The sequence below is a fragment of the Bacillus sp. GW823-FHT06B01 genome, from assembly GCF_058952315.1.
Map to the genome: position 1 here is coordinate 653934 of NZ_JBXAHR010000002.1, position 12686 is coordinate 666619.

Annotated in this window: 12 protein-coding genes and 1 pseudogene; 11 read left to right on the forward strand and 2 right to left on the reverse strand. The window is 36.4% G+C overall.

Annotated elements, in window-relative coordinates:
- Positions 1-2 precede the first annotated feature (2 nt).
- The 10 genes and pseudogenes from xseA to AC1Q8N_RS10545 all read left to right on the forward strand — a co-directional run.
- A complete protein-coding gene (xseA, locus tag AC1Q8N_RS10500) occupies positions 3-1361 on the forward strand; it encodes an exodeoxyribonuclease VII large subunit (protein ID WP_000415269.1) in 1359 nt (452 codons plus the stop codon).
- The gene (gene xseB / locus AC1Q8N_RS10505; RefSeq protein ID WP_000428423.1) at positions 1351-1581 is read left to right on the forward strand and encodes an exodeoxyribonuclease VII small subunit; all 231 of its coding nucleotides are present in this window, start codon (positions 1351-1353) and stop codon (positions 1579-1581) included. Before xseA ends, xseB begins: the two co-directional genes overlap by 11 nt.
- Positions 1581-2471, forward strand: a complete 891-nt coding sequence (gene ispA, locus AC1Q8N_RS10510; protein ID WP_000150365.1) for a (2E,6E)-farnesyl diphosphate synthase — start codon at positions 1581-1583, stop codon at positions 2469-2471. The genes xseB and ispA overlap by 1 nt, the downstream gene beginning before the upstream one ends.
- Positions 2472-2772: 301 nt before the next feature.
- Positions 2773-4665, forward strand: coding sequence for a 1-deoxy-D-xylulose-5-phosphate synthase (gene dxs / locus AC1Q8N_RS10515; RefSeq protein WP_000366437.1), 1893 nt, complete (start codon positions 2773-2775; stop codon positions 4663-4665).
- Between the two features lie 3 nt (positions 4666-4668).
- Positions 4669-5508 (forward strand): TlyA family RNA methyltransferase, encoded by an 840-nt coding sequence (locus AC1Q8N_RS10520; protein WP_001274751.1) that lies wholly within the window; start codon positions 4669-4671, stop codon positions 5506-5508.
- A 142-nt stretch (positions 5509-5650) separates the two neighbouring features.
- Positions 5651-6100: an arginine repressor ArgR gene (gene argR / locus AC1Q8N_RS10525; RefSeq protein WP_001032581.1), complete on the forward strand. Its 450-nt coding sequence runs from the start codon at positions 5651-5653 to the stop codon at positions 6098-6100.
- Positions 6101-6366: 266 nt separating this feature from the next.
- Positions 6367-8106, forward strand: a complete 1740-nt coding sequence (gene recN, locus AC1Q8N_RS10530) for a DNA repair protein RecN (RefSeq protein ID WP_000947743.1) — start codon at positions 6367-6369, stop codon at positions 8104-8106.
- 118 nt (positions 8107-8224) lie between these two features.
- A complete protein-coding gene (gene spoIVB, locus AC1Q8N_RS10535) occupies positions 8225-9523 on the forward strand; it encodes a SpoIVB peptidase (protein WP_048546381.1) in 1299 nt (432 codons plus the stop codon).
- 287 nt (positions 9524-9810) lie between these two features.
- Positions 9811-10605 (forward strand): sporulation transcription factor Spo0A, encoded by a 795-nt coding sequence (gene spo0A / locus AC1Q8N_RS10540; protein ID WP_033658812.1) that lies wholly within the window; start codon positions 9811-9813, stop codon positions 10603-10605.
- A 228-nt stretch (positions 10606-10833) separates the two neighbouring features.
- Positions 10834-11226: pseudogene (locus AC1Q8N_RS10545) on the forward strand (glycosyltransferase family protein); the annotation flags it as partial.
- Between the two features lie 186 nt (positions 11227-11412).
- On the opposite strand, the gene AC1Q8N_RS10550 reads toward AC1Q8N_RS10545, so the two are convergent.
- The gene (locus AC1Q8N_RS10550; protein ID WP_001247671.1) at positions 11413-11559 is read right to left on the reverse strand and encodes a YycC family protein; all 147 of its coding nucleotides are present in this window, start codon (positions 11557-11559) and stop codon (positions 11413-11415) included.
- Between the two features lie 50 nt (positions 11560-11609).
- Here AC1Q8N_RS10550 and AC1Q8N_RS10555 point away from each other — a divergent pair, with 50 nt between their 5' ends.
- Positions 11610-12338 carry a glycerophosphodiester phosphodiesterase gene (locus tag AC1Q8N_RS10555; protein WP_048546379.1) on the forward strand — a complete coding sequence of 243 codons (729 nt, stop codon included), beginning with the start codon at positions 11610-11612 and terminating at the stop codon, positions 12336-12338.
- Between the two features lie 48 nt (positions 12339-12386).
- Here AC1Q8N_RS10555 and AC1Q8N_RS10560 read toward each other — a convergent pair whose 3' ends face one another.
- Positions 12387-12620, reverse strand: coding sequence for a DUF2627 domain-containing protein (locus tag AC1Q8N_RS10560; RefSeq protein ID WP_001190198.1), 234 nt, complete (start codon positions 12618-12620; stop codon positions 12387-12389).
- Positions 12621-12686 lie beyond the last annotated feature (66 nt).

The window sequence follows — 12686 nt, forward strand, 5'->3', positions numbered from 1 at the left end:
AAATGGAAAAACAATATTTAACCGTTACAGCGTTAACACGCTATATAAAAACAAAAATAGAATATGATCCGCATTTGCAGTCTGTTTGGTTAAAAGGTGAAATTTCCAACTTTAAAAATCATAGTCGTGGCCACATGTACTTTACATTGAAAGATGAAAATGCAAGAATCGCAGCGGTTATGTTTGCGGGTCATAATCGTAATATTAAATTCAGACCTGAAAATGGGATGAAGGTACTTGTGAAAGGGAAAATTTCCGTTTACGAGGCGAGTGGTTCTTATCAAATTTATATTCAAGACATGCAGCCTGACGGAGTCGGAAACCTGCATTTAGCTTACGAACAATTAAAGGTTCGTTTAGAGGAAGAAGGTTTGTTTTCTCAAGTTTATAAAAAAACAATTCCTCCTTATGCTAAAACAATAGGTGTGATTACGTCGCCAACAGGGGCAGCGATTCGTGATGTTATAACAACGATTAAACGTCGTTATCCAATTGGAAATGTTATTGTGTTTCCGGTACTTGTACAGGGGGAGTCAGCAGCTCCCTCAATTGTACAAGCGATTCGTACAGCGAATGAAATGGGAGAGATAGATGTCCTAATCGTTGGGCGAGGGGGAGGCTCTATTGAAGAGTTATGGGCTTTCAATGAAGAAATGGTAGCAAGGGCAATCTTTAAGAGTGAGATCCCTATTATTTCAGCAGTAGGCCATGAAACGGACTTTACAATTGCGGATTTTGTTGCCGATTTACGTGCGCCAACACCGACTGCAGCAGCTGAGCTGGCAGCGCCTAACATTATAGAGTTACAAGAAAAGGTATTACAAAGAACTCTAAGATTGCAAAGAGCAATGAGAGAGTTAGTACATAAAAAAGAAGAAAAACTACAAGTATTGCAAAAATCTTATGCGTTCCGTTATCCAAGACAAGTATATGAGCAAAAAGAAGAGCAATTAGATAGAGCGTTAGAACAGCTTGTTTTAGCGAAAGAGCGCTATATTGATAAAAAGGTAAATCAGTTAAAACAGCTTTCATTTTATTTAGAGAAGCACCACCCAGCTCAAAAAATTATGCAAACGAAGGTAGCGGTTGAAACATTGCAAAAGCAATTGCAACGTGAAATGCAAACATTACTTCAAACGAAAGAATTTGCTTTTGTCAGAGCTGCTCAAAAACTTGAAGCGTTAAGTCCGCTTAAAGTAATGATGAGAGGGTACGGGCTTGTATATGATGAAGAGAAGCAAGTGTTAAAAAGTGTGAAAGATGTTAGCCTTGGAGATGCTGTTTCAGTTCAATTACAAGATGGAATACTAGATTGTAGCGTATCAGGCATAGAGGAGCGTGAATTGAATAATGGAAAATAAATTAAGCTTTGAAGAGGCAATTTCGCAACTTGAGCACCTCGTTTCTAAGCTAGAGCAAGGTGACGTACCTTTAGAAGAAGCAATTTCTTATTTTAAAGAGGGTATGGAATTATCTAAGCTTTGTGATGAGAAGTTGAAGAACGTACAAGAACAAATGGCAGTTATTCTTGGGGAAGATGGAGAGCTTGAACCGTTTACTGCTTTAGGAGATGAAGCATAGTGACTATTGCTTTTGATACTTTTTTGAAAGAAAGTAAAACTTTCGTAGAAGAGAAGCTTGTAAGCTATGCAAATGAATTACAATGTCCAAATGTACTTCGTGAAGCGATGGCATATTCTTTGGAAGCGGGTGGAAAGCGTCTCCGCCCGTTACTTTTATTTGCGACATTACAAGCGTTTGGTAAAGAAAGAAATCTTGGAATAGGTGCAGCTTGTGCTCTTGAAATGATACATACATACTCGTTAGTTCATGATGATTTACCTTGTATGGATGATGATGATTTAAGAAGAGGTAAGCCCACAAATCATAAAGTATTTGGTGAAGCGATGGCAGTTTTAGCAGGCGATGGTTTGTTGACCTATGCTTTTCAAGTTATTATGGCATATGAACAAAAGGAAATCTCTGCTGAAAAAAAAGTAAGACTTGTACTTGAGCTTGCAAAAGCGGCAGGACCAGAAGGAATGGTTGGCGGACAAGTGGCAGATATGGAAGCTGAAGGGAAACAGCTTACGATTGATGAGTTGGAGTATATTCATAAGCATAAGACTGGGAAACTACTTGAATTCGCTGTACTTGCAGGATCGATACTTTCTGATGCCACAGAAGAACAAGAAGAAAAGTTACTTGCGTTTGCAAAATATATCGGCCTAGCTTTCCAAATTCGAGATGATATTTTAGATGTGGAAGGAACCGAAGAAGAGATTGGAAAACCGATTGGTAGTGATGTTTCCAACGAAAAGAGCACATATACGACGTTATTTACTGTAGATAGAGCAAAGGATATTTTAGAAGAAACAATTGCAAAAGCAAAAGGTGCTATTGGTTCCTTGCAATTACAAGATGAATATTTACTATCTATTTGCGATTTGATTGCAAAACGTAATAACTAATATAACAGCGTTTCCATTTGTTGAGTCATTCATCATTTTATGATATAAATGTAGGAAAAGGTTTTTCTTTTCTTGTTATTGGCAAAAATATATGTAGATTACATTGCCGTTATCACTTCGTGTTAGCGGCTATTTTTTTCATCGCCTAAAGAAATATGGTTTATAATAGGATTAGGGCGCAATAGACTGGTTAATTGCAGGACAAGGTGAAAAATAAAAAAGATAATTTCTTGTTTTGTGTAAATGTTTTTTATAATATTTGACATGTTGACAGATTATGAAATGAAAGTGAGTGATCCATGTGGATCTAACGCAAATTCAAAACCCTAGTTTTTTGAAAGATATGTCTATCGGTGAACTAGAGGGATTGAGTGAGGATATTCGTAAGTTTTTAATTGAAGAGCTCTCTCAAACAGGTGGACATATTGCACCTAATTTAGGTGTAGTAGAACTCACAATTGCTCTGCATAAATTATTTGATAGTCCGAAAGATAAATTTTTATGGGACGTAGGACATCAATCCTATGTACATAAAATTTTAACAGGACGTGCAAAGGAATTTGGTACATTAAGGCAATATCAAGGTCTATGTGGTTTCCCAAAACGTTGCGAGAGTGAGCATGATGTATGGGAAACTGGCCATAGTTCGACATCATTATCTGCTGCAATGGGAATGGCTCTAGCACGTGATTTAAAGAAAACGAAAGAATATGTTATACCAATCATTGGAGATGGTGCTCTAACCGGCGGAATGGCTTTAGAGGCATTGAACCATATTGGACATGAAAAAACAGACATGATTGTTATTTTGAATGATAATGAAATGTCAATTGCACCAAACGTTGGTGCGCTTCATAATGTACTGGGACGTCTACGTACCGCAGGGAAATACCATTGGGTAAAAGATGAACTAGAGTATATATTAAAGAAAATCCCAGCAGTCGGTGGGAAAGTTGCTGCGACAGCAGAGAAAATAAAAGATAGTCTTAAATATTTACTAGTATCCGGTGTCTTTTTCGAAGAATTAGGCTTTACATATTTAGGTCCAGTTGATGGGCACGATTATGAAAAGTTATTCGAAACGTTGCAATATGCAAAGAAAACAAAAGGCCCAGTGCTTGTTCATGTTATTACGAAAAAAGGAAAAGGTTTTAAACCAGCTGAGAGTGATGTTATTGGAACTTGGCATGGAACAGGACCTTATAAAATTGAATCAGGTGACTTCGTTAAACCGAAAGAAGTTGCACCGGCATGGAGTGCTGTTGTTAGTGATACAGTACTTAAGCTAGCGAGAACGGATGAGCGTATCGTTGCAATTACACCTGCAATGCCTGTTGGATCGAAACTTGAGAAATTCCAAAAAGAATTCCCGGATCGTATGATTGATGTAGGTATTGCAGAACAGCATGCTACAACAATGGCGGCGGGTATGGCAACGCAAGGAATGAAGCCATTCTTAGCGATTTATTCAACATTTTTACAAAGAGCATATGATCAAGTTGTTCATGATATATGCCGCCAAAATTTAAATGTCTTCATCGGAATCGATCGCTCTGGTTTAGTAGGAGCAGATGGTGAAACGCATCAAGGGGTATTTGACATCTCATTCTTACGTCATTTGCCGAATATGGTACTTATGATGCCGAAAGATGAAAATGAAGGGCAACATTTAGTATATACGGCGATGCAATATGAAGATGGACCAATCGCATTACGTTATGCGCGCGGTAATGGACTTGGTGTTCATATGGATGAAGAACTAAAGGCGATTCCAATCGGTACTTGGGAAACGTTAAAAGAAGGTACACAAGCGGCTATTTTAACATTTGGTACGACAATACCAATGGCAATGGAAGCAGCTGAGCGTCTTGAAAAGGCTGGAGTTTCAGTGAAAGTAGTGAACGCTCGCTTTATTAAACCGATGGATGAAGCATATTTACATGATCTCTTAGGGAAAAATATACCGATTTTAACGATTGAAGAAGCTTGCTTAATTGGTGGTTTTGGAACGGGAGTAGTTGAATTTGCATCTGAGAACGGGTACCATAGTGCGTTAATTGAACGAATGGGTATTCCAGACCGTTTCATAGAACACGGTAGTGTAACAAAATTATTAGAAGAAATTGGTTTAACGACAGATGCTGTTGTAGACCGTATTCATACAATGATTCCATCAAAACAAAAAAGGGCGTAACAAATGAGTGCAAAAAAAGAAAGAGTAGATGTACTATTAGTAGAGCGAGGACTTATAGAAACACGTGAGAAAGCAAAACGCGCCGTTATGGCCGGACTTGTATATGCGAATGAGATGAGACTTGATAAGCCAGGAGAGAAGATCCCACAAGATACAGAGATTACGGTGAAGGGACAAGTTATGCCGTATGTAAGCCGTGGTGGTTATAAACTTGAAAAGGCATTGGAGACATTTCACCTGGATTTACAAGATAAAGTTATGATAGATATTGGTTCATCAACTGGTGGCTTTACAGATTGTGCGCTTCAAAACGGAGCGAAATTATCTTATGCATTAGATGTGGGATACAATCAACTTGCGTGGAAATTGCGTCAAGATGAGCGTGTTGTCGTAATGGAACGGACAAACTTCCGTTACGTGACACCAGCAGACTTAGAACGTGGTTTACCGCAATTTGCTAGTATCGATGTTTCATTTATATCATTAAAGCTTATACTGCCGGTTTTAAAAACAATGCTTATGCCTAATGGGGATGTAGCAGCGTTAATTAAACCACAGTTTGAAGCTGGAAGAGAGCAAGTTGGGAAAAAAGGTATCGTTCGTGATCGAAAAGTACATGAGGCTGTCGTAGAAATGATTGTCGACTTTGCTATAAAAGAAGGATACGACGTAGAAGGTTTAACATTCTCACCAATTACGGGCGGGGATGGTAATATTGAATTTTTAATTCATCTGAAATGGCATGGTGAACGTGAGAATGGCGAAAATCATTCTCCAGTTTCTGTTGAGCAAGTAGTTACAGAGGCGCATGATGTCCTAAAACAAAAAGGAAAAGGGGAATAACATATGTTGTTCCTCTTTTTGTTGTAATTGTATAATGATTGTAAAAACAATTGTGTACAAGCAACGAATTATAAGTTAACATAAATAAGTGAAGTATACCAATGTTTAAACTATGGTAAGAGATAGTGTGAGGTGCAAATGTATGAATAAAGGTCAGCGCCATATTAAAATCAGGGAAATTATTGCGAACAAAGAAATTGAAACACAAGATGAATTAGTTGATATTTTACGTAATGAGGGATTTAATGTAACGCAAGCAACAGTATCGCGCGATATTAAAGAACTGCACTTAGTGAAAGTGCCATTACATGATGGGCGCTATAAATATAGCTTGCCAGCAGATCAACGATTTAACCCGTTACAAAAATTAAAACGCAATCTAGTGGATTCATTTGTAAAATTAGACACGGCAGGACATATGCTTGTGCTAAAAACATTGCCTGGTAACGCTCATTCACTTGGAGCACTTATTGATCATTTAGAGTGGGATGAGATCATCGGAACCATCTGTGGTGATGATACTTGCTTAATTATTTGCCGTACACCTGAAGATACAGGTGTTGTCTCTGATCGTTTCTTAAATATGTTGTAAAAAAAAATCTTGTTTGCTTTCCTCTGTAAAGTGGAAAGTGAACAGGATTTTTTTATTGGTTAAAAATGTTAATTCTTAATTGTAATATAATATTTTCTCTGAATAAAATTAGAAAATAGGTGGATTGACCCGTAAAACGAATGTTTGGTACAATGGAGCGGTTAGAAAAGTAATTTATACATACAAACATATAGTTTGACTATTTGAATGAAGAACTGAGAAAAGCCCTTAATAGGGGATTAGTTTATAACGAGGTGAATGGGGCATTGTTATCGGAATTATCGATTAGAAACTTTGCTATTATTGAGGCATTAAATATTTCTTTTCAAAAAGGGTTAACGGTTTTAAGTGGTGAAACAGGGGCCGGAAAATCGATTATTATTGATGCGATTAGTTTACTTGTAGGTGGCCGTGGTTCAGCGGAATTTGTTCGATACGGAACAGAAAAAGCTGAGATAGAAGGGCTATTTTATGTAGAAGATGATAAGCATCCGTGTATTGAAAAGGCAGAAGAGTTGGATATAGAAATAGAAGACGGCATGATTATTTTGAAGCGTGATATCGCTGCAAACGGAAAAAGTGTATGTCGTGTAAATGGGAAACTGGTCACCCTTAGTATATTAAAGGAAATTGGAAAAACACTTGTTGATATTCATGGGCAGCACGAAACACAAGATTTAATGAATGAAGAGCGTCATATGTTTATGCTTGATCATTTTGATGGAGATCGCATTGTCAAACAATTGGGTATATATCAAAATGTATACGCTGACTATGAGAAATTAAAAAAACAGTTAAAATCGTTAAGTGAAAATGAACAACAAATGGCGCATCGCTTAGATTTAATTCAATTCCAGCATGAAGAAATCAGTAAGGCGGATTTAAAGATGGATGAAGAAATTGAATTAACTGAAGAACGATTGCAAATTTCTAATTTCGAAAAAATTTACAAAGCATTAGGCGATGCATATCGCTCATTAAGCGCTGACGGACAAGGGTTAGATAATGTACGAAGCGCAATGGGACAAATGGAGAGTATTACACATTTAGATGAAGTTTATCAAGAAAATCATGATTCAATTGCAAATAGCTACTACTTATTAGAAGAAGTTGCATATCAACTTAGAGAAAAGCTCGATATGATGGAATATGATCCGAAGCGTTTAGACGAAATTGAAACGCGTTTAAATGAAATTCGTATGCTAAAGAGAAAATATGGAAATACTGTAGAAGAGATTTTAGCGTATGCTGATAAAATTGAACAAGAAATTTTTACGATTGAAAATAAAGACGTTCATATTGAAACGACGAAGAAGCAATTAAAGGAATTAGAAAGTGTTATTCTGCAAGAAGCAACGTCGTTAAGTAATATGCGTCATGAGCTTGCAGAGCATCTTACAAATGCCATTCATCAGGAATTAAAAGAATTATATATGGAGAAAACAAAATTTGAAGTGAGAATCATGAAGAGAGAAGGAAATGCTGAAGAGCCTCTTGTTGAGGGTGCCCCGGTAAGACTTACGGCGGATGGCTACGATCATGTGGAATTTTATATTTCAACAAATCCAGGTGAGCCGCTAAAACCACTTTCAAAGGTCGCTTCTGGCGGAGAGTTATCTCGTATTATTTTAGCTTTAAAAAGCATTTTTTCTAAGCATCAAGGTGTTGCATCTGTTATTTTTGATGAAGTGGATACTGGTGTAAGTGGTCGGGTTGCACAGGCTATTGCGGAAAAAATTTATCGAGTATCAGTAAACTCGCAAGTACTTTGTATTACGCACTTACCTCAAGTAGCTTCAATGGCGGATTCACATTTATTTATTCGAAAACAAGTAGCGAATGATCGGACAATTACATCAGTTACCGTTTTAACTATGGAGGATAAAGTAACAGAAATAGCTCGAATGATTTCTGGTGTGGAAATTACAGATTTAACGACAGAACATGCGAAAGAATTACTTACGCAAGCGCATCATTTTAAACAGACAGCAGAGGCTATCCAGTAATGGATAGCTTTTTTTCTCAAATAATGATTTCTTAATTCTTCCGGTTATAAATAAAGCACTGCAAGGAGAGATTAAAAAGTGAAGCCAAGAGGCTGAATGTGGGGTAGGAGCGAGGAGAGTGAACAAATTGAGATTAGAAAGATTTCGCAAAATAATAGGTCTTTGTCTCCTTGTTTCTTTAGTTTTTATTGGGTGTTTTAAACCGCTTCGGACGTTTATTTCATCCCCGAAGCAACTTGTTGTTTTTGAAGGGCAACAATCAGAAATAGCTTCATTACCAGTTTTTCACGCTTCATCTACAGATCGTCATGTGTTTACAGTAAGTTCCAATGAACAAAAACAAGGACTTATGGTAAATCCTCATCAAAATGGTGAAGCAGATATGGTGTTTCAGCTTGCTGGTTTTCCAGTGAAAAAAGTAAATGTGAAAGTATTGAAAGATTTTAAAGTTATTCCAGGTGGACAATCAATTGGTGTGAAGTTAAATACAAAAGGGGTACTTGTTGTAGGCCATCATTTAATTCAAACTGAAAAAGGGAAAGTATCTCCTGGTGAAACAGCTGGTGTGCAAATTGGAGATATGATTACTGAAATTAATGGTAAAACAATTGAAAGAATGAGTGATGTAGCGCCATTTATTCATAATAGTGGTGAAACAGGTGAACCGCTTAATCTTGTTTTGTTAAGAGATGGAAAACATATCCGCACTAAGTTAACACCACAAAAAGACAGTGGAGAATCGTCTTATCGTATTGGTTTATATATTCGTGATTCGGCAGCTGGAATCGGAACAATGACATTTGTTCATCCTGATTCTATGAAATATGGGGCACTTGGTCATGTCATTTCTGATAACGATACGAAAAAGCCGATTCAAGTCGAAGATGGACAAATTATGCGTTCGACAGTTACATCAATTGAAAGAGGTAGTCATGGGAATCCAGGAGAGAAATTAGCGAGGTTCTCACCAGATCGTGAAGTGATTGGTAATATTACAATAAATAGTCCATTTGGTATATTTGGGAAATTGAATACAAATATACCAAATGGCGTAATGGATAAAGCGATGCCTATTGCACTATCTCATCAAGTAAAAGAGGGACCGGCAAAAATATTAACAGTTATTGATAAAGATAAAGTGGAAGCGTTTGATATTGAAGTTGTAAGTACAGTACCGCAAAAGTTTCCAGCTACAAAAGGCATGGTAATAAAAGTAACAGACAAACGTTTATTAGCGAAAACGGGTGGTATCGTACAAGGCATGAGCGGAAGTCCAATTGTACAAAACGGGAAAGTAATTGGTGCTGTTACACATGTATTTGTAAATGATCCAACGTCAGGATATGGTGTTCATATTGAATGGATGTTACATGAGGCTGGAATTAACATTTATGAACAAGAAAGAAAAGCGAGCTAATTATTAATTAGCTCGCTTTTCTTTTGAAAAATTCGTTGAAATTTTGTAAAAGCTCCGCAAGAGGTGTTTTTTGTTGTAAAATAAAAGAAAAGGGTTGAACGTTTCGTTGTATTTCTATGATGGAATGTGTTGCGAAAGGGAATAAATGAACGATAAACATATTTTTTTGTGATTTTATCGGAAAGTAACAAACTTTAAAAGGGAATTTTCACACAATTGTCGAACAATTCATGTAGCCTAGAAGGATACACATGTCGGAGAATCGATTCGGTAAGGGAGGAAAAGCTGTGGAGAAAATTAAAGTCTGTCTTGTAGATGATAATAAAGAATTAGTATCAATGCTAGAGAGTTACGTAGCTGCTCAAGATGATATGGAAGTAATCGGTACTGCTTATAATGGTCAAGAGTGTTTAAATTTATTAAATGATAAGCAGCCGGATGTACTTGTTTTAGACATTATTATGCCACATTTAGATGGTTTAGCTGTACTAGAGAAAATGCGAAATATTGAAAGGCTAAGACAGCCTAGCGTAATTATGTTGACAGCATTTGGACAAGAAGATGTGACGACAAAAGCTGTTGACTTAGGTGCTTCATATTTCATATTAAAACCATTTGATATGGAGAATTTAACGAGTCATATTCGTCAAGTGAGCGGTAAGGCGAACGCTACCATTAAACGTCCACTTCCATCTTTCCGTTCAGCAACTACAATAGATGGAAAACCGAAAAACTTAGACGCGAGCATTACGAGTATCATTCATGAAATCGGTGTGCCTGCTCATATTAAAGGGTATATGTACTTAAGGGAAGCAATCTCTATGGTGTACAATGATATCGAATTACTTGGATCTATTACGAAAGTATTGTATCCAGATATCGCGAAGAAATATAATACAACAGCAAGCCGCGTCGAGCGTGCAATCCGTCACGCAATTGAGGTAGCATGGAGTCGTGGGAATATTGATTCTATTTCGTCCTTATTCGGTTATACAGTATCCATGTCAAAAGCAAAACCTACGAATTCCGAGTTTATCGCAATGGTTGCGGATAAGTTGAGACTTGAACATAAGGCTAGCTGAGAGTAAAGATAGTAAGGGATTTAAGTTTTAGTAAAGCTTAATCATTCTTTAAATTTATACTCGATATTAAATGTAAAACCAATGAACTTTTTATTTAATGACCAATGAATTTTAGAATTCGTTGGTCTTTTTATTTTATTGAGAACAAGAGATCATTTGATATCATGGAAGATAAATCCTGTTTTTAGTAATATTACATATAAGTGAGTTTTTTAAAAGATAATTAAAAATGAAAAAATAACTAGAGAATGGGTATCAAGTCAGTTCTCCATGTACCGTATTGGACAATGGTTTGAGCAGAAGAACGACACGATAACTAATTACGTATCGAACTATAGTACAACGAAGTATAAAATCGTTACTGTATATTCGTATGTTATCAAATTATTTGTTTATGTAGCTGTTCTGGCGGCTGTTATACTTTATAAAAAGAAAGATGAAAATGAATCGGAAGTTATACGAATTGCGATGATTAGTACGTTAGGGGTGTTTACTTTCTTATTACTATGGGAAACAGCTCCTCATTATACTTATGAAGCATTTGCATTTATGAATATTCCAGCTTCTTTAGGGTTGTATAAATTGTTTATGATTTTTAATAAAGAAAAGAAACATGCATAATTTGAGTAACTGAAATGAGTAGTAAGAAACCCCCTCTTTTATTAAAAGAGGGGGTTTAATTTATTGATTATAAATGTTTGAAAAAAGATTAAATGGAATCATAGTATATCTGTTAAAGGATTTTAGTAGGGAAGTCATCCGTGATATAATAGAAAATAATAAAAAGCCCTGCAAAACAGGACTGTATTATTCCTCGTCTTTATTTTGTTTTTCTAATTCAACTAACTTTTGAATTAGAATGTGCTGCGGCATATGCATAAGTTGTTCAAGTGGAACACCTAATGCTTTTGATAGGCGGACTGCAGTGTCTGGAGAAATTTGTAATGGTCTCATAGAAGTACCTCCTTTTTCGTATAGTATAGCATAAGATTGGGGGAGTGAGGATGACTCTTATATTTGCACATCGTGGTGCAGCGGGAACGTACCCAGAAAATACAATGATTTCATTTGAAGCAGCTGAATCTTTTAGAGCAGATGGAATTGAGCTTGATGTTCAATTAACGAAAGATGGAAAAGTGGTCGTCATTCATGATGAAACAGTGGACCGGACAACAAATGGAAAAGGTGCGGTTCGTAATTATTTATATGAGGATTTATGTAAATTAGATGCGAGCTATAAATTCGGTGATAAAGTAGGCTTTTGTAAAATACCTCTTTTAGAAGAGGTATTAGAATGGATTGATAAAACAGAGTTGCTACTTAATATTGAACTGAAAAATAATAAAATTCCATACAGAGGTTTAGAGGAAGAAGTTATAACGCTTGTACGGAAATGTAATCTAGAAGATCGTGTTATATTTTCTTCATTTAATCACTACAGTATGAAAAGGTGTCATATGATGGCTCCTGATATTCAAACAGCGATTTTATATCGTGAAGGTTTGCATAGTCCGTGGGCGTATGCGAAAAAAATGGGCGCTACAGCAGTGCACCCTAATTATCGTTATCTTCAAGATGCTGTTGCTGAATTAACGATGGAAAGTGGTGTAGAGGTTCGGCCCTATACAATAAATGAAGAAACGCTTATGCGTAAATATTTTGATATGAATATTTCGGCAATTATTACTGATTACCCCGAAACAGCAAGAATGTTATTGCCAATAAAAAAATGAGACCGCGTGTAACGGTCTCATTTTTTATTTATAAATAGTGGGGCCTTCCTACCTTCTAAAGCGAGCTTGTACTTTATTTCGTTTACGGTCTCGGTGTAAGACGAAGCCTCCGAAGATATAAAACCCGAGCCCGAAGCAGAGAGCGCCGATTAAAAATTGTAACCATAGTATAGAGAGTGGAGGAAATAGAATCCCGAATACAGTATCTCTCATTAACTTAATGCCAAACACAGCTAATGAAATAGGGATGAGTGCTAATGATAGAGCAAGGTAACGCTGCATATAAACGCTCCTTTTCAGATTATTTTGTTTATTTTAATGATGTTATATGAAAAGGGGGTTTGTCAA